Origin of the sequence: Desulfosporosinus acidiphilus SJ4 (genome assembly GCF_000255115.2) — a bacterium.
GTDB classification, from domain to species: Bacteria; Bacillota; Desulfitobacteriia; order Desulfitobacteriales; family Desulfitobacteriaceae; genus Desulfosporosinus; species Desulfosporosinus acidiphilus.
The window spans coordinates 951095-970899 of the sequence record NC_018068.1 but is presented as its reverse complement, the minus strand read 5'-3'; the positions used below and the strand labels follow the sequence as shown (position 1 = coordinate 970899).

The 19805-nt window shown below is 39.5% G+C and carries 17 protein-coding genes; 2 read left to right on the top strand and 15 right to left on the bottom strand.

All coding sequences use genetic code 11. The features are described from left to right. Positions 1 to 6: 6 nt before the first annotated feature. The 7 genes from DESACI_RS04460 to DESACI_RS04435 form a co-directional block, all read right to left on the bottom strand. Positions 7 to 939: a 3'-5' exoribonuclease YhaM family protein gene (locus DESACI_RS04460; protein WP_014825977.1), complete on the bottom strand. Its 933-nt coding sequence runs from the start codon at positions 937 to 939 to the stop codon at positions 7 to 9. A gap of 71 nt (positions 940 to 1010) precedes the next feature. Beyond that, complete coding sequence (locus DESACI_RS04455) at positions 1011 to 1970, bottom strand: helix-turn-helix transcriptional regulator (protein WP_014825976.1); 960 nt, start codon at positions 1968 to 1970, stop codon at positions 1011 to 1013. Beyond that, positions 1957 to 3153: a helix-turn-helix transcriptional regulator gene (locus tag DESACI_RS04450; RefSeq protein WP_014825975.1), complete on the bottom strand. Its 1197-nt coding sequence runs from the start codon at positions 3151 to 3153 to the stop codon at positions 1957 to 1959. The genes DESACI_RS04455 and DESACI_RS04450 overlap by 14 nt, the downstream gene beginning before the upstream one ends. Before the next feature lie 303 nt (positions 3154 to 3456). Beyond that, positions 3457 to 4065, bottom strand: coding sequence for a hypothetical protein (locus DESACI_RS04445; protein ID WP_014825974.1), 609 nt, complete (start codon positions 4063 to 4065; stop codon positions 3457 to 3459). A gap of 251 nt (positions 4066 to 4316) precedes the next feature. After that, positions 4317 to 5678 carry an IS1182 family transposase gene (locus tag DESACI_RS04440; RefSeq protein WP_014825334.1) on the bottom strand — a complete coding sequence of 454 codons (1362 nt, stop codon included), beginning with the start codon at positions 5676 to 5678 and terminating at the stop codon, positions 4317 to 4319. A 268-nt stretch (positions 5679 to 5946) separates the two neighbouring features. Beyond that, complete coding sequence (locus DESACI_RS24745; RefSeq protein WP_014825973.1) at positions 5947 to 6087, bottom strand: hypothetical protein; 141 nt, start codon at positions 6085 to 6087, stop codon at positions 5947 to 5949. A gap of 353 nt (positions 6088 to 6440) precedes the next feature. After that, positions 6441 to 7649, bottom strand: a complete 1209-nt coding sequence (locus DESACI_RS04435) for a S1C family serine protease (RefSeq protein ID WP_014825972.1) — start codon at positions 7647 to 7649, stop codon at positions 6441 to 6443. 616 nt (positions 7650 to 8265) lie between these two features. Here DESACI_RS04435 and DESACI_RS04430 point away from each other — a divergent pair. Beyond that, a complete protein-coding gene (locus DESACI_RS04430) occupies positions 8266 to 8532 on the top strand; it encodes a hypothetical protein (RefSeq protein ID WP_014825971.1) in 267 nt (88 codons plus the stop codon). 449 nt (positions 8533 to 8981) lie between these two features. On the opposite strand, the gene DESACI_RS04425 is transcribed toward DESACI_RS04430, so the two are convergent. Together DESACI_RS04425 and DESACI_RS04420 are read right to left on the bottom strand one after the other, a co-directional pair. After that, positions 8982 to 9950 carry a DUF4825 domain-containing protein gene (locus DESACI_RS04425; RefSeq protein WP_014825969.1) on the bottom strand — a complete coding sequence of 323 codons (969 nt, stop codon included), beginning with the start codon at positions 9948 to 9950 and terminating at the stop codon, positions 8982 to 8984. 308 nt (positions 9951 to 10258) lie between these two features. Beyond that, entirely contained in the window at positions 10259 to 10525 is a 267-nt protein-coding gene (locus DESACI_RS04420; protein WP_014825968.1) for a hypothetical protein, read from the bottom strand. A gap of 176 nt (positions 10526 to 10701) precedes the next feature. On the opposite strand from DESACI_RS04420, the gene DESACI_RS04415 reads away from it, so the two are divergent. Continuing rightward, positions 10702 to 11694 (top strand): DUF3231 family protein, encoded by a 993-nt coding sequence (locus DESACI_RS04415; RefSeq protein ID WP_014825967.1) that lies wholly within the window; start codon positions 10702 to 10704, stop codon positions 11692 to 11694. A gap of 165 nt (positions 11695 to 11859) precedes the next feature. On the opposite strand, the gene DESACI_RS04410 is transcribed toward DESACI_RS04415, so the two are convergent. From DESACI_RS04410 to kdpC, 6 genes are all read right to left on the bottom strand, one after another. Further along, on the bottom strand, positions 11860 to 12168 hold the full coding sequence (locus tag DESACI_RS04410; RefSeq protein WP_282434168.1) for a GrpB family protein: 309 nt from the start codon (positions 12166 to 12168) through the stop codon (positions 11860 to 11862). A gap of 262 nt (positions 12169 to 12430) precedes the next feature. Further along, positions 12431 to 13111 (bottom strand): response regulator, encoded by a 681-nt coding sequence (locus DESACI_RS04405; protein WP_014825966.1) that lies wholly within the window; start codon positions 13109 to 13111, stop codon positions 12431 to 12433. A gap of 116 nt (positions 13112 to 13227) precedes the next feature. Then, the gene (locus tag DESACI_RS04400) at positions 13228 to 15078 is read right to left on the bottom strand and encodes an APC family permease (protein ID WP_014825965.1); all 1851 of its coding nucleotides are present in this window, start codon (positions 15076 to 15078) and stop codon (positions 13228 to 13230) included. Between the two features lie 601 nt (positions 15079 to 15679). Next, a complete protein-coding gene (locus DESACI_RS04395) occupies positions 15680 to 16369 on the bottom strand; it encodes a response regulator (protein WP_242833121.1) in 690 nt (229 codons plus the stop codon). Next, positions 16356 to 19061, bottom strand: coding sequence for a sensor histidine kinase (locus tag DESACI_RS04390; protein WP_014825963.1), 2706 nt, complete (start codon positions 19059 to 19061; stop codon positions 16356 to 16358). The genes DESACI_RS04395 and DESACI_RS04390 overlap by 14 nt, the downstream gene beginning before the upstream one ends. Before the next feature lie 158 nt (positions 19062 to 19219). Next, complete coding sequence (kdpC, locus tag DESACI_RS04385) at positions 19220 to 19801, bottom strand: potassium-transporting ATPase subunit KdpC (RefSeq protein ID WP_014825962.1); 582 nt, start codon at positions 19799 to 19801, stop codon at positions 19220 to 19222. Between the last annotated feature and the right edge of the window lie 4 nt (positions 19802 to 19805).

The following is a 19805-nucleotide window of genomic DNA, read 5'->3' as shown; positions in this document are numbered from 1 at the left end:
GGCTTATTATTTTAAAAACAAGAAACGTTCCATGCTGGGAATATAGGGAGACCATTCATTATCGGGATAGTCATTCCTTGCCTGTTCAAACTGATAAAGTTCTGCATCCATGACATCAGCATGGTGAATGACCAAAGCTTCCATTATCTTGGGGCGCTTAGGGGATTGCCATTCGTATTTACCATGATGACTGGAAATGATATGAAGAAGTTTATAACGCAGCTCTTGAGGAAACTCCAAAATCTTTGAGATCTCTCCGACAATAAGTTCCAATCCCAGGATAATATGACCCAAGAGCCTTCCTTCCGTTGTAAATTTAATTCCCCGGTCGTAGGAATATTCCCCCATTTTTCCTACATCATGCAAGAGGGCCCCGGTTATAATCAAATCTTGATCTATGCTCGGAAAATGTCCGGCAATCCCCTGGGCAAGTTCCGCTACTCTGACACTATGCTCCCAAAGGCCCCGAAGATAGGCTTGATGAACTTTTACAGCAGCGGGGGCCTGTCGATAAGCCCTGCCCCATTGGGGATGATCCAAAAACTGTTTGAGCAAACTCTTTAGTTCAGGATTGCTGACCTTGTCCAGAAGGGTCTGCAATCTGTTTTCTAACTCGTTCTCGGAAATTGGAGAACTCGGCAGCAATGCCGTTAAATCTATCTCTTCTTTAGGTATTAAGCATATCTCCTCAATTGTGAGGTCCAAAGTTCCTCGGTATTCAGAAACCGCGCCTCGTATATAAAATATATCATACTCTTCCTTTAACCAATTAAGGACTTGCGGAGGAAACTCCCACATCTTCCCCTGCATGACGCCCGAGCGGTCTTGGCAGGTCAAAGTTAAGAAGGCACCGGGTTTTTGGCGAAAAGGAACCTCTTTCCACTCATTGACAAGGACAGTTCCTTCAAACCGCTCCCCATTCTTACATTCTTTCAGCATTTAGTTCATCCTCTCTAATACGGTCCTTGCTGCTTCAATTGTATCATCTGATTTGGACAGGGGATTGTTAATCAGTAATTCTCCAACGTCTTGCAGATATGTTTAAGAACAAGCTTTCGCAATTCAACAGGTTCCAAGATCTCTGCGGCTGAGCCAAAACCAAGAATCCAGTTTACAAATTCATTGACCCCGATTATATCGTCTTCAAAAATAAGAGATCCATCTTCCTGGAGAGTCAGTTTACTGGTGCGATGGGCAACGTCTTTACGCACCTTAGCTAAAGTTTGCGAACGATTAAGAAAACGCACTTTAACCTTAATAAGTTCACCGTACTCTACTCCCCAACGAGGTCCGAACCACGTCTTCAACGAAAATCCCTCAGGATAGACAAAGAGCGAATTACTCTTACTGACTTTGTTGATATTATTTAGATTATAATTCTTAATTACGTCTCCTTGTCTTGCAACAAGATACCATTTTCGCAAACGCGAATAGTAGACAATTCCTAAGGGATCTACCGTCACGACTCGGCCATTAAATGTAATCAGCAGTTGCTGGCTCGTCTGAATTGCTTTCTCGATGCAGGCAAAGATTTCGCCTTTAATGGGCTCTAGAGGAGTAAAGTCCCCTTTGATGCAGCGATAAGTCTCCTCATTGCCCAGATCAAAACCGGAGAGTATTTTTTGTTTCAAACGTTCTTTTAGGGAGGTTTCTTCTTGAAGAAACTCTAAGGCGCCTAACACCTCGAGGGCTTCTCTAATGTTAAGGTGTACCGGAGTATACTGTTTTCCTGCTGTCCCCAAAAACCACTTAACTTCAGGGTTCAGCAGATCCTCTCCACTCTCATCAGCGCTCTCATCGTGATCCGTATACAAAGGGAAATTCTCAGGAGAAAAAGCCATCACCCTTAAATCTTGCTTCATTGTCCCCCAAGGAACACCGCAGGCTTCCGATAAAGCCTTTCCTGTTAATCCCTCCGGATGGGTTTCAATTAAAGCCATAATCTTTTCAAGACGTTCAATCATGTCCATCCGAATTACCTCCATATAGATGCAAGAGCTGTAATAATTGATCCTTCATTTTTTCCCGAAGCTCTATGGGTTCAAGAACCTCCGCAGTTGAACCAAACCCGCGCAGCCAAACTGCCAATTCATCCAGCCCCTCAACCTGATCGATCATTAAAAGGCTTCCTTCTTCCTCTATCAATTGACAAGACTTTCGCTGAGCGAGTTCCATTCTTACCCGGTTCAATGTGGAAAAATGATCATAAAATCGAATCTTTACGGGTCTGGGTTTCTCATCCCGATAAACTCCCCAAGCATTCCGAAACCAATTTCGCAGGTCAAATCCTGCCACCGGCGTAAATGCTTCTTCCAACCTCTCTACATCCAAAATACGGTTTATTTGATAGGTTTTTATCTTTTGACCAAATTCATCTTGCGCCACAAGATACCAATTGTCCAATACCCAATAATAAACAATCCCTAAAGGGTTTAACTGAAGTTCCCGAGCTGGTTCATCGTCTTTGCGATAAAGAATAGCGACTTTATTCTTACAGCGTGCAGCATCTTCAAGTTCCATACAATATTTGCTTCGGTGGATATCTTGGCTGGGTGTTCTGCCATGCACAAATAGTGTTTCCCGAGTCTTCGCAGTATCTCCTATCCGAAGTCTAAGTTTTGCTTCCAGTGATTTCATATCTTCGGGAATCGGAGCCAAGGCACATCCAAGTTCTAAGGCTCGAAAAAGAAGGATCTTCTCCTGCTCCGAAAGTTGGAGTGGAAGAAGCATATAGTCTGAGTAGACTACATACGCTTCACCGTCACGTTTAATGAATTTCTTTTTCTGGAGATCTTTAACAGCACGTTCCAACGTTTTATAGCTGACTTCTTCTTCATCATGCCGGTTGAATCTCAGATAAAGATCGCTGAGTTGTAGCCCTTGGGAGTTCGCTGTCAAAAGTCGTAAGATTTCCATTTGACGAAGCGTTGTTTTATTTACAGGAGGTACTCCGTTCCAACCTCCTTCCTCTAAATAAAGAGCCCCCGTTTGATCCTGCCTAAAGTTATAGCCGTTATCTTTTAAGTCCTGCAAATCTCGTTGAACTGTCACCAGATTTACTCCCAGTTTCTCCGACAAACTCGAGCTCGTAAAAACCCAGGGTTCTTTGGCTATATGTTTAACAATATCGCGCTGCCGGGTTAACTTATCCAAACAATATTCCCCCTGTCCCTTGAATCATATATTTCTTGAACACTTAACACCTAATAGTTTAAGAAAATATAAGAAAACAATAAGAAATTAAGATTAACAACTTTAATTTGGTGAGGAATCACTCCAATCAGAAACTAATAGAATTATACAAAAGACAGCAAAATTCCTTCTAAATACTTTAGAATAAGCAATGCCTCTTTGAGCAACTTGCCATTAAAGAGTGCACATTAAATACAAAGAGGCCCCCTCGATAGAGTTTCCATACTCACACCGGGGACAGCCTCTAAAAAAATATTGAGCAACTTAATATGACATAATATAAAAACTCGGAGAATCCATTTTTTCTATAGGCTCTCCATAAACCATGTAAATAAACCCTTCTGCATTCGGATTCCGTGTCTTAATAGCACCTTCCTGCTTAATGAGATACACATTGTTGGCGACTCCCATAGATCCTATCGAATAAAAGCGAAGTGTATAATACCTGTAATTCCCCTGGGGAAACATTATCTGATTCTTATCCTTATCGAACTTTGATAAGATTTCGACAGCAGAGTACCCAGAATCCCTCTGATCTCCGGAAATTTCTCCGACATTAAAGTAATTGGTATCTCTGTTGTAAAGCATCAAGTATTTTTTCGGAGTGGAATTTGATGTATCAATAACCTCCATGGTCATCACTCTAATTTCATGAGCTCTATTAAGTCCAAGCTGAAATTCTGTCAGCTTTATTTTCTGGTCTTTACTAAAAGAACTAAGGCCAAATATTTGTTTGTAAATATGCATCATTGAGATATCTTCAAATGGATTGCCGTCAAGATATTGTTTGGCTGACTCCATATTATCATACCTGACAACAACACTGCTCCGCGAATCCTTTAAACCGCCAAATACCAGGATTATTATTACCATAGTTACTATGGCAATCCGTTCAACAACTCGATAAATTGAATGATACTTATTAATTTAAACTCCCCCCTCACCTATAAATCCAGTAGGCATAACTCAAGTGAACATTAACGTTTTCAATCACACCTTCTATGTCTGAATTTCTGTTTTCTTCCCCTTCAATATGACAACTAAATATACTTGAGTCAATTTCATAATGTTTAATTGTTAAAGCTCAGACCTTCAGAATTTCGTTAGTAACATTTTTTGAAGATTTATGCTGCAGCTATACGTTTGAACTTGTTCAATCGGTCTACGGCTAATTTGCAGAGGGTATAGGTCAGGATAGAAAACTCGAAGTCGATTTTGGCTACGTTTCCTCGATGTCGAATGTTGTTTAACTGAAAGTACTCTTTGAGATAAGCATTAACACGTTCTACGGCTGTTCTCTGTTTATAGAGTTCAAAGTAGCGCCCACTTCCTCTGGCTGGAACGGTGTATTTTCTGGGGTCTGAGGAAACCTTAACCTTGAATACCTTTTGACACTGGTTGTTTTCTTTCAGAGGACACTCTTTGCACTTCTTGGGTTGAGTATATTTCAACGTGTCGTATCGGGAATCATAGCTATCATATCGGTAGGAATGACCTTCTTGACACTTAGGGCAAAAGTATTTGTCCTTGTCTTCGGGTAGTTGTTCATTGCGTGGATTGTAATCAATCAGGGCCCTTGACCCCATGGCTTTTGCTTGTTGGTAAATTGGGCTGTAATCGTAACCAGCATCCAAAAGCGAATAGGAAGGCTTCAGCTGGGGGTGAAGTTCATGAAGAGCCTTGAGTAGAGGAATCGCCATTTTGCCATCATTGACATTTCCCGAGGAAAGTAAGGACTTTAAAATGTATTGGCTTTTACAGTCCACGAGAAGATGACCTTTGAACCCGAACCAAAAGACGTTTTTGCCCTCGGAGTTTTTCTTAATTCCCCAGTGAGGATCTTGCGGGATTTGCTGTTCGATCGTCTTGAAATCAAGAGGAAGTTGAGCTTCAATTTTCTTCTCAAAGAGGGGTCGATTCTCTTCCAGTTCCTGTTGTTCTTTGAGCCATTTCTCCCGTTCCGATTTGGGTTTTCGTCCGCGTTTTTTGGAGGTTTGCTTGACTGGAACCTCTTCGTCTTTCTTTTTCTCAGGTTTACGGTCTCTCGCTTCAATATGAGTAGCATCGATGGCTATAACATCCCCATCGATGAAGCCTTCTTGAAACGCCTGAGAGACTAGTTCATTTTGAATTTTTTCCAAAGCAGAAGAACCCTTGATTTTTTGAATCATTCGAGTATAAGAGGACTCGCTAGGAACTGCATCAGCCATCGTAAAGCCGCAGTCGAAACGGAATTCCAAGCTGTTTTTTAATCGTTTTCGTAAATCTTTGATCGTAGGAATTCGTTCGATCACTCGAATGAATAAAGAATAGATCATGGCTGAATAGTTAAGCGTGGTTGGAGCTCCCAAAAATGCCTTTTTTGAAACCACTCTCAACAAAGGAGTAATATTCAGCGGATCCAATAGAAGCGGATACGATTCTTTCGGTGACATTTCTAAGATTTCTTCCAAGGAAAATAGACGTTCTTGGCGAATACTAAACATTGGGAGTTCTCCTTTCAACCTCTCGGTGTTTGTTTGGTCACTTACACTTTCGAGATTTTGGGGAGGTACTCCTTTTTTTACGGGTAAAAAGCCCGCTTATATCAAGGGGTATGAATTATGAAACTAACTCACTTACTTAAAAATAAACATAATGTTCCTTTAGCTGCTCCAATCTGTAAAACGTTAATTAACAGAGGACGCGAGTCTTCTTTCCGCAAAAAACAAAAGCGACCTCAGTAATTTATTAGCTGGAGTCGCTTCAGTATGATTATGCTAACTGATCTAACCACCGATAATATTCATTTTCCAACTGTCCTACAGTAAATTTATTTCTGGCGTCCATTAATTCGGAATTAATTTCACATTTATCGGCATCACGAAGTAGTACTATTCTTATAGGTGCATCCATAAGTCTTCCCTCCTGTTACATGATTTTATTTAGTATGTATAAATAGCTCTAATGGAAAGATCATTCATTCTCTTATTCCAAATGATAGTTTTCAGACATTACTCTATCTCAATTTCTATTATATTCTTGGCGTTAATTGGAATCAATGAATCCGACAATATATGTCATCATCTGTCATAGTGATAATATTAAATAACTATAATATAGGTGATAGTTCTGAGCCTGAAGGTCATCGTAATGTTGCATATGCAGACCAGCAAAATCAAAAATCTAATCATTCGCTTTGAATAATTATTCAAAGTGCAAAATGCCCCCACTTAGAAGTGAGGGCAAAAAAACTTTATTTATAGAAGTTATTGATTTGAGCTAATCTCACCAAGGGTTACTTGAACTTGATTTGTCTGGCCATTGCGGATATATGTCACTGTAACAGCGTCCCCAACCTGATACTGATAAAGATCGTGAACAAGATCAGCGGAATTTTGTACTTCTTGGTTATTAATTTTGGTAATAATGTCCCCTGTTTGCAAACCAGCTTTAGCCGCCGGACCGCCAGGTGAAACAGATGAGATGTAGGCTCCTTGAGGTAGGTTATTATATTGAGCATAATTATCATATTGGTCATTAATTGATACCATCAGCGCCGGATGTTGGGCTGCACCAGTTTTAATTAGCTGTTCAATTGTAGGTAAGGCATCGGAAATAGGAATCGCAAAGCCCATTCCTTCGAATCCGGATTGAGCAAATTTTGCAGAATTAATTCCTATTACATTACCACTATAATCTACGAGTGGCCCGCCACTGTTTCCCGGATTAATCGCCGCATCTGTTTGAATTAGGTTAAAACTGTCTTCTCCTGTTATATCCAGTTGACGATTTGTGGCAGAGATAATACCGGCAGTCTCTGAACGAGCAAATTGTATCCCTCCAGGATTTCCAATAGCTACCACTGGTTCTCCCACCTGGATTTTGGTGGAATCTCCCAGATTGACTTGCGTTAGTTTATCGGCAGAGATCTGCAAGACAGCCAGATCTGTGTGGGGATCCGCTCCGATAAGCTTAGCTTGAACGTTTCGTCCGTCACTTAAATTGACCATTATTTTTTGGGCTCCGTCAATTACATGATTATTTGTCACTATATACCCTTTATGAGCATCAATGATAAAGCCCGATCCGCTGTCTACTTCCTGAGGATTTGAATCTCCAAAAGAATTTTGCGGGGATTGATAGTTCGCAATACCCACAACTGCGGGACCAACTTGCTGAGCGATTTGTTCTGTGGGATAATTTCCGGTTTGATCTGTACCTAATTTAATGGCTGACGGTATTGACGAGCGAGACATTGTGGTTGTGGCTACCATTGAGGTTGGAGTTTTCAGATTGTGATAATAAGAAGGAGCAAAGGCAATTGTCGCCATTCCGCCTCCTACCGCACTGACAAAGCAAAGTCCGGTAATTCCTATTACAATTGATTTTTTGGAGAATTTTTTAGTCCTGTTTAATTGATTGCTTACTGATTGAATAACATTGCCATTTTCAGTTGAATACTTTTCACTTTCCATGACAAAAACCTCCTGCATAAAACTTTTTTCACTTGGTTATAACCAAGTGGTTACCATTTAAGATAACCAAGATATTTGATCAAAGTTTTAACATATTGTGATAGTTTTTTAAAATTTCTGTTAAACTAAATCAAGCAACTATCGGGCAATTTTCCAAGTCAATTTTCTGAAACTTCATGTTTTCCTCTCACAAAAAATAAAGCCTACATGCTTAGCTGTAGACTTCAGGAGCAAAAATGGAGGAGGAAAGTTACATAAAGAATCTGTCATATAAAATCCCTGCCCGCTAATTATAGCAACGACAGGAATTTGTAGATTATTAGGGCTTAGCTATTTAAAACCAGAGCTCTTTAATCACTCCTTTGCCACTTAACGTATAAAGTGCCCAGTCCGTTTTTCTCCTTTTCACTCCAAAACCTGCAAAGAGCCGCCCGAGTTTCCGCTTGAATATCTACCCGCAGCGATTAATTCATTAAGCAATAAAGGTACGTATCAATTCACTTTCACATTCAAGAGACAAGTTACATAGTATGTATTAGAAATCCCACATAAGCATCTCCTTTCTCATCTTATATTGGCTCGAAAAGCCAAAATTAAAATAAAAGGAGATAATGTTATGGCAGGTTTGGGATTTCCCCCTTTTGGCGTCCCCCCTTTCGGAGCACCACCATTTAATGCTATACTATTTGACACTCTACCGATCGGAGCCAGGGTTGTAATTGGTACTGATTCAAGCACATGGGTTGGAAATTACGGCGGCGTTATTGACGGTGTAGTATTTGTAACTAATGCTCGATTATTCTCCAATATCGGAAACCCGATCGATGGAATTCAGTCGGTAGTAAGAATCCCTGTCAGAAGAATAACCTATGTGAGTTATTAAAATTAACCATCCCCGGTAATGAACCGGGGATGGTATATACTTATACTTAATACTCCAGAATATAGTATCTATATGTTATGTTCTCCGAGGCTCATCAGTCGAAAGGCAGTTAATAATTTCGAGGTCTTACTACCTAATTATATTGAATTACAATGCAGTAACGCCAATTTTTGTGCACATTTTCCTACGTAAGCGTCATGGTTTAAGAAGCATAGATAACATTGCTTATTACTTATGGTCCTGTTCCTTCACTTTCAATCCTCCAACCGCTTTTTGGAGTTTTAAAATACTTACGGAAATAAAAATAGATAGTACTATTTTATTTTTCATACTTTAATTCTCCATCAAAAAACATTCAAAAACGATATTCAGTGAAATACAAAGTTCCGTTTTTAACTACCTTGGAATTATTTACTTTAACGGTCCCACCGCATAGTTTTGTAGTCAGGTTATTTCTGTAACGCAGTGAACGTTCTAATGGCATTTTGCTCGGATGCTGCTGTTTTTAAGTCGATATAAGCGATCATTTTTGTTCCATCAAAAGCAAACAGATAAAATGTCGTGTTGTTTGACTTAAAGTTGTTGATATTATAAATAGTAAAATCGATTTTTTTGCCTTTGTATTGACCGAAAAGTTCTTTTTGGTCCGTTAGTTCTCTGATGGGAGGACTCACAGCAAAATCATTCGTAATAATTACCGGGAAGTTAACGCTGCTATTTGGAGTGATTTCACGGTCATCTCCAATCACAGAATAGATCTGCTTATCCCTCTCCATACTTTGTTTTTGTAATTCGCTGTAAGAATCCTCGATATTTTTGATAACTGAAACCTTGTTCAGGAAATTCGCGAAAGAATCTGGGCTGGCCGTAGCCTGTTTCACCGTATCGGCTGTAAAATACTCCATACCGTACCGTTCGCTTAAATTTTCCCGGTTGTAATAAGCCCCGTAAAATTCCCCGTATTGATCATTTAGCCTTAATGAAATTTCGCCAGCGTTGGGAATCAAGCTGAACATCACGGCTGCATTTTTATTCCAGGCGGTCTCAATATCCTCCCTAAACCGATAATTAGCCCGGCTGTCAACCTGATAGTTGACCGTAATCCCATATGGCTCACTGTCCGTTTTCAGTTCAAAGGATTTTATAGGCAGATCCGTATAATTAAGTGCATGAACTATTGCCCCTACATTAGAGTTATTACCGGTATAAGTTCCATGATATTGATATAATTTTTCGGCATAGCCGCCCAGCTGGTCCGAGGTACGTTCAAGCCCCCGGTTGGAGTTTTTTTGTTGATTGTCGGAGCTTTCCTGAATATTGCTACAACCTACTATTGCACTGGCAAAACCTGATAGCGCCAAAACAAATACCAGTGCCCAAATACTTTTCTTTTTAATTCTTCTATTTAATTTTTTCACAATAAAACACTTCTCTTCATCAACATTAAACTCAGATAGGGACAGACTTCAAAAATCCCGTTGGTTCAACGGGCCGTTGCAAACGTTCCTCGTAAAGCATATATGATGCAAAGATTCTCTGGAGCCAATTCTCGTTTAATCCATACTTTTGGCTCAAGATCCCAGCAATAGCCCAAATTTTAGAGTGGCCATCAATCTCTGTTATATTAGCTGATACATTCCTAGACTAAATTTCTAATGGTAAACTTGCCTGAATGTCTGTCGGTATCACCGGTGTGCAATCATTAATAAACTGTTCAAATTCCTCTTTAGTTGTTGGTCTGAGGGTTAGTAATATTGAATTCGGCCAAAATTCCTTTTCCATTAAACCCTTTCATTCTATCCTCTTGGATTAGTTTTATAGCGGATAGTCGATTCTTTTCCTCTGTCTGCTGTTGCCATTGCTCATCATCAAAATGATAAAACTGGCAATAGCATCCAGACCACTCTTTGTTATCCGTAAAAGCTACATTATCAAAAAACTGCAGAAAATCTCCTTTTCGTTCCTCGGATATTGGATATATAGAAACTTTCACTTTTGAACCTCCCAATCATTTTCTATTAGTTATGACACTTCACATCAGTTAATACCCGCTTTTCAATCTTACGTACTTCTTCCCGTGAAACTTTTTGACTGTTTGCTAGTTATTTAAACAAATTTCCTAAATAAAATCTGCCCTTTGAGAAATAATAGGTTCAAAGGAGTGAGATTATGCATGCTGAAATAAGTAAAGAAGCCTTAACAGCCAATGAAATTTATGCTATTTGGTCCGCATTTATGAAAAATAGCATGGAAATTAGATTTCTTGAATATTTTTTGGAGACAACAGAAGATCTTTACATAAGAAAAATCATTCAAAAAATGTTGAATCATCGAAGGAAGGGTATTGAATACATTGCTAATATTCTAGTTCAGGAAAACATTACTGTTCCCTTAGGCCTTACAGATGATGATGTATGCACAGAAGCCCCCAAAATCTTTTCTGATAATTTTATATTGTTTTTCTGTTACGATTTAGTTTTATTCTCAATAAGCGTTTTTTCAAACGCGTTAATTGATTGTGTAAGAAATGATGTTAGAAAGTATTTTCAGACTAGCTTAGAACATAATATTGAGATGCAATATATAATTTTAGAAGTTAAGATATCGAAGGGCGTTCATTTAAGCTTTCCGAAAGTGGCCATAGATAACGAAATTGATTTAGTAGATAAAATGAACTTTTTAAAGGGAATTTTCGGTGATAGTAGGCCTATTAATGTTGGCGAGATTGCTAATTTGTCTAAAATAATAGATCGAGCACAGTTTTCAAAAATGGTTTTTGTTGCTTTTAGTAAAATATCTAAGACACACCACATCTCTCAACATTTTAATAAAGGTAGAGACGAGATTCAAAGAGTTCTAGATGTATTAACTCATATTCTTGACGAAGAAAATATTCCAATGTCATCATCGAGTGAATATCAGATATCCGATATAGAAACGTCTCCATTTTCCGATAAGTTAATGTTATTCTTTGTAAATATGTGTTTAGGTATGTTTTGTTTTACTATGATAACGCAAGCATTAACCTCATGCCTTAGAAATGATTTGATATTGAAGATTTCTAAAATTTCTAGTGACTTAAAGTTCTATTATTTGGATAGTGTGAAATTATCTATTAAAGAAGGGTGGCTTGAAAGACCTCCACAATCAATTAATAGATAACTCTATCTACAACCAGAACTAAATACCGGGTCAATGTCCACTCTAGCCCTAATACTGTGCTAGCTAGCCTTTACAACGAAGTGGCTATTTCTTCTTGAGCTTAGCGGGGCGCGAGGTGGGCGTGGGACGGACGTAAGAACGGCAGGCACAGCGATATCAAGCAGGCTACTCTGTTGCGTTAGCTCGCTCCATAATTTCCTGGATTATAGAAGTTTTAGCGTTTGCGTAGTTCTCCACGTGCCGCCACACATGCTGAGCCAAGTCCCGTTTGACCCGCGCGTATTTGTCACTGTCAATTTTGTTGGCCCGTAACCAATCGCGGAATCGCAGCATTCTTTCGATCTCTGAAGCACCCGCACTGAACACGTGTAGGTTGATGTTTATGTCAGACCCTTTAAACATACGGTGCTCAAACCACTCTGGCTCTCTGATTCTCAGCGTGAAACCGGCTGCCTCTAAGGCCGGTACATACAGTACCTGATCAATTTAAAATTGGTATCTCGGTCCCAAAACCCTTTCCCTACGAATAACCGGACCTAGCATTTTACATAACGTTCTGAGAATTTTCGATAATTACAGGATGTTTAAAGCAATTGATGAAGATATAAATGGCCAGAGGACAATTATAATTTTTCGATAACCCCCCAATTTTTATTGTCATTGTTGGGGCGATCAGATAAATATTTGTCCTCTGTTAAACATTAACATACATTAGTGCACAATAAAATTGGATTCTTTATACTAATCGGTAACCTACCCCGGGTTCAGTTATAATATGACGTGGACTGGATGGCTCCTGCTCTAACTTACGTCTAATCTGCCCGATGATAACTCGTAGATAAGGTATCTTCTTTTCAAATGAAGGTCCCCACACAGTACGCATTAAAGATTTATAGGTAACAACCATCCCAGTGTCAATAGCCAAACTCCTCAGAACTTTATATTCTATAGGGGTGAGCATAATTTCCTTATCGTCAACAAATATTCGTTGATGAGCCAGATCAATCATTAAATCATCAAATTTTAAATGATGTTCTTCGGACTCTGATTTCTGACGCAACGTTTTTCGTATACGTGCTAATAATTCACCTATACCAAACGGTTTGGTCAAATAATCATGAGCTCCTATATCTAAGGCTGTTATCTTATCTTTTTCCTGCTTTTTTACAGACACTATGATCACAGGTACTCGAGACCATTCCCGTAATTTGCGAAGCATATCAAATCCATTTATATCAGGCAACTCTATATCCAAAAGGACTAAATCGGGGTCGAACTTTGCCACTGCATCAAGTCCGTCTTTTCCTGTATCGACATCTTTAACAACATATCCTTGGCCAGTTAGATTTGCCCGCAAGAGCCTTCGAATTTGTGTTTCTTCATCAATAACAAGGATTCGTCTTCCTTCCTTTTTCATATCATTACTCCCTGATTCATAATTGGGATTTTGACTGTGCGTTAATTCGGGAAATTTTTACATTCCTGTTGTAATTCAATTTATAGTAATCATTTCTAATGTGCATTCGAAAGTTTTCATTGAGGAACAATTTTCTTCTGCCGCTCACTGATGTGATAAGGCACACTGGCAATGACATAATTTTTATTGAAAAATAGTACGGATTTTAATACCCACCCAGTTTGATTATGCAAGAAATATTGCCACCATTTATGTGTTATAAATTCCGGAATCAGCACCATAATCAGCTCATGGGGTTGTATCGTTTTTTCAACGCCTTCTAAATACTGAAGAAGAGGTGATAAAAAGGCTCTATAAGGACTAGGAAGCGTAACCAGTGGAATATGGGGATAACGTTCACCCCATCTTGATTTTAATTTCTCAGATTTCTCCTCATCAAGTACAATATGCACAGCTGTAACGTCGCTGCTGATGGAGGTCGCATATTCAATAGTATTAACTACAACTCTCGTAAACGTGGCAACTGGGACAATTACTTTAATGTGTTCAGGATGTTCACAAACTTGACCATCAACACTCAACTCTTTGGCAATTTCAACATAGTGTTTATGGATTTTTAAGAAAGCCAAGACCAATAACGGTATTAAGACAATAACGATCCAAGCACCATTCATGAATTTTTCTGTTGCCAGGATCAAAAGCACAATCCCACTTAAAGTAGCTCCGAATCCATTAACCATGATATTGGTTTTCCAACCAACCTCCTTTATTTTACGCCAATGAACGACCATCCCAACTTGCGATAAGGTAAACGATAGAAAAACTCCAATGGCATAGAGCGGAAGAAGGTTATGGGTATCTCCTCCAAATATAAAAAGCAATAAAGCCGCCAATATTGATAAAGTTACAATTCCATTCGAAAAGACTAACTTATCGCCACGGGCGGAAAATTGCCGCGGTAAATATCCATCTTTCGCTATTAGACTAAAGACTAAAGGAAAATCGTTATAACTCGTGTTAGCAGCCAGAATTAGAATCGCAGCGGTGCTGGCTTGTAGTAAATAGTAGAACCAGCCTCTGCCAGTTAATACGCGGGCAATCTGCGAAATGACCGTTTCATCAGCGTTCGGTGTTACATGGAGAATTTGAGCTAAAAACGTAGTTCCCCCAAAAAGAAAAACAATAATAATTCCCATAGCGACAAGAGTTATCGCAGCATTTCGTGAACGAGGTTCTTTAAAATTAGGGACACCGTTACTTATGGCCTCAACCCCCGTGAGAGCCGTACAACCTGAAGAAAAAGCCTTTGCTAATATCCACAAGGTAATATAGTTTTGAGGCGTTGAGCCTAAGACCGGATTCACTGGAGCCGGGGAAATTGGCAAACCCATGAAATGTTTATAGACGCCAACACCAATCAACGTTAACAGCGAGAAAATGAAAATATAAGTTGGTAACGTAAAAACAGTAGCTGCCTCTTTAATCCCGCGAAGATTAACGACCATTAAGAATAAAACAAAAAATAAACAAAGTGCTACAGTATGAGGCAGCAGGCTTGGAAATGCTGAGGTAATGGCTGCTACACCGGATGCTATACTTACCGAAACTGTTAATATATAATCTATAACCAATGAAGCTCCTGCAATTAAGCCGGCATGCTGGCCCAAATTGTCCTTGGCAACAATATAGGCCCCACCACCCGATGGATAGGCAAAAATTGTTTTGCGATAGGACATAATTAAAGTTGCTAAAAGCAACACAATAACTCCCGAGACTGGAAGTGCATAGGACAGAGCAAAAGCGCCAATAGGGGCAAGTACCCACAGTATTTCTTCTGTGGCATAAGCAACCGAGGATAATGCATCGGAAGAATACACCGCTAATGCTTTAATTTTAGTCAATTTCTCATGGGCTAGTGATGAATTTTCAAGAGGCTTACCAATAATTAAATTCTTAACGCTAAACATATCAATCTCCTTCTCAAATAAAACCTTTAAACTTTAAAAATTAATCCACTTATCTTTCCTATCTTCTATGGACCAATCCTTCCAATTTTAAGAACATTACTTCCAGTTCACTTCCCCCAATAATATAGCCCTATTATAGAGCAAAGGTGCGTAAAAATTATATAAAAATGATGTAAAATTGTAATAAAAATAGCTCTCATAGACATAAATAAAAAATAAAGATTAAATATTTGAATGTAAATTAAAAATAGTGTAAATTAAATTTTAATTAATTATATTTTTTTTAATTTTTAAGAATATTTATTGCTAATCATGAATTAAACAATCATTTTCTTAATGTTCTTTAAATCTTAATTCATTATCCCTCTGGAAAGTAACTCCAGTGTCATATGCACTTCAATAATATTGTATTTCAATAGAATTTTGCCTTAAATGTTTAACCTGCTTTAAGTTCATGCGATATAGTCAAGTTTCGTAATGGGTATTAGTTCGTTAATACATAAAAACGCTCCCCTTCAAGTACCAGGTTTATATTCAACCTGTACTTAAAAGGGGAGCAAATCGCAACCCAGTTATAGATCATTATCTTTGCAAATGAGTCCTACACGATCTTATATCCAACTCCCGGTTCATTGATAATGTGGATTGGTTCCGAAGGATCTTGTTCTAACTTTTTTCTTAACTGCCCTATATAGATTCTTAAATAATGACTATTTGCATCCTTATCAACTCCCCAAATCTTGCTTAAGAGCTGGTGATGTGTCACTATTTTTCCTTTATTTTGGGCTAACATGGTTATTAATTGATACTCTGTTGGCGTAAGTTTAATCTGATTGTCATTGACTCTTACTTCTCTATTCTCTTGATCGATGGTAATATTCCCAAATTTCAAAATCTCTTCATCATTAACATCGCTGCTGTGTCTTAGTGCATTACGAATCCGCGCCAGAAGTTCCCCCATACCAAAGGGCTTAGTAACATAATCATCTGCTCCCAAATCAAAGGCTAATATTTTATCATTTTCATGTTCACGAGCAGTCAGAACAACTACAGGGACCTTCGAGGTTTCTCGCACCTTTGTCAGAACATCGATACCGTCTAAATCAGGAAGCCCTAAATCCAGAACAATTAAATCCGGCTTCATCTGCTTAATCTTACTCAAACCTTCATTGGCATCAATTGCCTCAGATACCTCATAACCATGTACAGATAAGGAAACCTTCAGAAGCCTCTGAATTTGAGGCTCATCATCAATAACCAGAATTCGTTTCCCTTTTTCATTCATTGTCATCGCCTACTTCCACAGGAATTCTTGGGGGTATTTTGCTAAGTGGAATTGTAAAAGAAATCGTAACTCCCCCGATCTCACTATTATTTTCTGCCTGTATTTTTCCGCCATGAAGCTCCACAATTCCTTTTGAGATAGCCAAACCTAAACCTGTACCGCTAATCTGGCGCGGAGAACGGACTCTGTAAAACTTATCAAAAATATGTTCTAAATCCTCTGGTGGAATCGGTAAGCCCCAGTCACGTACCGATACCTCAACTTGTTTTTCATTATTTCTAACGATGATACAAATTCGGCTATCAGGTTTGGAATATTTCATGGCATTATCCAAAAGATTTGTAAGAACTTGCTTAATCAAGATGAAGTCCACATTGACCAACAACTCTTTATTAGAAATCTCACATATTATTTCTCGTTTATTTTCTAAGCCTTCATCAATATGTTTGATTGCCTCTTTAATAATTTCATCAATCTCACACCATTCTTTATTTAACTTAAGCATATCACTTTCTAACCGCGCCATATCAAGTAAATTATTAACCAGCTTATTCATGCGCATAGCGCCAATTTTAATGGTCTCGAGAAGATCCTGCCTTGAGGTTACATCGAAAAGTTTATCATTCTCAATGAGACTTGTTACAGCACCTATCATCGAAGCCAGAGGTGTTCGTAAATCATGAGAGATAGAGTTGAGCAATGCTGTTCGCAGTTTTTCTGATTCGTTTAACAATTGCGCCTCTCTTGCCTTTTCGACCAATGATATTCTCGCTATGGCCAACGCCGTCAAGCTGGCAAAGGCATCCAATAAACGTCTTTTTTCCGCCGACAGATACCTTTCCGAACTTGATTGCTGCACTCCAAGAACACCGCAAATTCCCTGTTCGGAGACCAACGGCAGGTAAAATCCTTTGGCACCCCCGAGGGTATCGGTACCTTTTCCTGCTGTCTGATTGTTTTCAAAAACCCATGTGGCTACTGCCCTTTCATTTTCTTCAAACGCCGTTTCCAGGTTTGAGCAAGACCGCAAAGATAACTGTCCGTTCGTTTCCGGTACTAAGATTACAACCTCACCTCGAATTATATCCGATACTTTTTTTACAACACTTTCGAGTACAAAATCCAAATCAGAGACTGCCGCAATCTCACGGCTTAAGGAATAGAGAGCTGCCGTTTGCGACTCACGCTGCCGGGAATTAATAAGCTGTATTCTTAAGCGGGTTGACAAATTACCCAAATAATAACCAATGAGAATCATAATGGCAAAACTAACAAGGTACCTTAAATCAGCAACTGTAAATGTTAGAACTGGAGGAATGGTAAAAAAGTCATAGGTAATGACGGATACAATAGAGGTGAAAATACCTACCCTTTTTCCGTAACGCCCAGCACTTAAAAGTACGGGAAGTAAATAGAGCATCGCGGTATTAACGAGGCCCAATTCGGAACTTCCTAACCAAGCAACGACTGTTATGACTGCAAGGGATACAAAAGTAGTCAAGTATGGAACAAGATCGTTGGTTTTTTTAACACCAGTTTTCTTATTTTCCCGTTCTTCCTTAGTTTTAGGTCCATCCCCCGGTATAACATGGACGCTGATATTTTGACTTTGTCGCAGAACCTTTTCGACAATTGAGCTAGAAAAGCGTTCCCGAATTTTAAGCTGACCAGGTTTCCCTATGATTATCTGGGTTACGTTACGTTTCTGTGCAACCTCAAGCAGTTCCTCGACAACATCGTTGCCGCTCAAGGATATCGTTTCTGCATCTAACTCTTGAGCTAAATGCAAGCTTTTGGACAATTGGTCCTTTTGGTTTTCATTTTTCAGAGGGTTCGAAGGCGTATCAATGTAGACGACAAGCAGTTCGGCCTTCATTCCTACGGCAATTCGTTTCCCCATTCTAATCAATCGTTCACCAAATGGGCTGGAGCTGATACAAACCATAACCCGTTCACTGGCTGGCCAAGGCCCTTCTATGCCGTGGACCCGCATGTAGGATTCCAACTGCCGGTCCACCCTCTGAGCAGCAAAGCGCATGGATAGTTCTCTCAGGGCATTGATATTCCCGGGGCGAAAAAATTTATCTAACGCATGCTTCGCCTGGTTAGGAACGTATATTTTACCTTCTTCTAAACGCTGAATTAGAGCTTCGGTCGATATATCAATGAGCTGTATTCTAGCATGTTCAAGGATAGAATCAGGAACCGTTTCCCGCACGGTAACTCCCGTTATTTTAGCAACAATGTCATTAAAACTTTCCACATGTTGAATATTTACTGTCGTATAAACGTCGATTCCCGCTGCCAAAAGTTCCTCGACGTCTTGGTAACGTTTTAGATGCCGGGAACTAGGGACATTTGTATGAGCAAGCTCATCCACCAAGACGATCTGAGGATGGATTGATAAGATTTCGTCAAGGTCCATCTCTTTTAAGACTTTACCGTGATACTCAATCTCTTTGGGGGCAATCTGAGGAATCCCCTCCATTAAAGCCATTGTTTCTGGCCGCGCATGCGGTTCAACCCATCCAGCCGACAGTTTAATTCCTTCGGAGAGCCTTTCCCTGGCAACTTCCAGCATGGCATAGGTTTTGCCGACACCGGCAGCCGCGCCTAAGAAAACCGTTAGTTTACCCTTAGCCTCATCTTCTATATCAGCTAAAAGTTCATCAGGACTAACTCGTTTTTTCTCGCTCATGATATCCTCCTTTGAATAAAGAAAACTTGGCTGGCGTGGGCAGAAACCTATCTGCACTTATGCACAGAAAGTATATAACGCTAGTTTATACTTTCTATGCATAAGTGCAAGTAAAGCTAAGCAGTTAAAAGTATAAACACTAACCGCTTAGCTATAATTCATTTCGTCAAGCCGTCAAGATCAAGGTTTAGTCGAAGAACATTTACTCTCGGCTCTCCGAAAATCCCTAATTGCCGTGGGGTTGTATCTTGTTGGACAAGATTTCTGATTGTTGCAGCAGGCAGATTTCTTAATTTTGCTATCCTGGGAACTTGAAGCATAGCTCCTTCCGGAGTTATATCAGGATCTAAGCCGCTTGCCGAAGCAGTCACCAAATCCGAAGGAATCTCCTGGCTCGAGCTTAATCCGTTTTGCCTGCGGATAGTATTTGCCCGATCTGCCACTGCCTTGAGGAGATCCTTATTCGTAGGACCTAAATTAGATCCCCCCGATGCTGTCGCATCATAACCATTTGTTCCGGCAGCCGAAGGTCTTGGTTGGAAGTACTTAGGATCAGATAAATTCTGTCCGATTAACTGTGATCCCACCGCTTTACCATTCTTATATACCAAAGATCCGTTCGCTTGATGTGGAAAAAACAGCTGTGCAAGACCCGTCACGACTAAGGGATAAGCAATTCCTGTCAGAACAATCATTACAAGCAGCATGGCAACACCCTTGATAAATTGCTTTAGCATCATTAAC

What these genes read in the sequence shown, in the direction of transcription:
- DESACI_RS04460 (WP_014825977.1), bottom strand. Translation starts at nt 939, where the DNA reads ATGCTGAAAGAATGTAAGAATGGGGAGCGGTTTGAAGGAACTGTCCTT.
- DESACI_RS04455 (WP_014825976.1), bottom strand. Translation starts at nt 1,970, where the DNA reads ATGGACATGATTGAACGTCTTGAAAAGATTATGGCTTTAATTGAAACC.
- DESACI_RS04445 (WP_014825974.1), bottom strand. Translation starts at nt 4,065, where the DNA reads ATGGTAATAATAATCCTGGTATTTGGCGGTTTAAAGGATTCGCGGAGC.
- DESACI_RS04440 (WP_014825334.1), bottom strand. Translation starts at nt 5,678, where the DNA reads ATGTTTAGTATTCGCCAAGAACGTCTATTTTCCTTGGAAGAAATCTTA.
- DESACI_RS24745 (WP_014825973.1), bottom strand. Translation starts at nt 6,087, where the DNA reads ATGGATGCACCTATAAGAATAGTACTACTTCGTGATGCCGATAAATGT.
- DESACI_RS04435 (WP_014825972.1), bottom strand. Translation starts at nt 7,649, where the DNA reads ATGGAAAGTGAAAAGTATTCAACTGAAAATGGCAATGTTATTCAATCA.
- DESACI_RS04430 (WP_014825971.1), top strand. Translation starts at nt 8,266, where the DNA reads ATGGCAGGTTTGGGATTTCCCCCTTTTGGCGTCCCCCCTTTCGGAGCA.
- DESACI_RS04415 (WP_014825967.1), top strand. Translation starts at nt 10,702, where the DNA reads ATGCATGCTGAAATAAGTAAAGAAGCCTTAACAGCCAATGAAATTTAT.
- DESACI_RS04405 (WP_014825966.1), bottom strand. Translation starts at nt 13,111, where the DNA reads ATGAAAAAGGAAGGAAGACGAATCCTTGTTATTGATGAAGAAACACAA.
- DESACI_RS04400 (WP_014825965.1), bottom strand. Translation starts at nt 15,078, where the DNA reads ATGTTTAGCGTTAAGAATTTAATTATTGGTAAGCCTCTTGAAAATTCA.
- DESACI_RS04395 (WP_242833121.1), bottom strand. Translation starts at nt 16,369, where the DNA reads ATGACAATGAATGAAAAAGGGAAACGAATTCTGGTTATTGATGATGAG.
- DESACI_RS04390 (WP_014825963.1), bottom strand. Translation starts at nt 19,061, where the DNA reads ATGAGCGAGAAAAAACGAGTTAGTCCTGATGAACTTTTAGCTGATATA.
- kdpC (WP_014825962.1), bottom strand. Translation starts at nt 19,801, where the DNA reads ATGATGCTAAAGCAATTTATCAAGGGTGTTGCCATGCTGCTTGTAATG.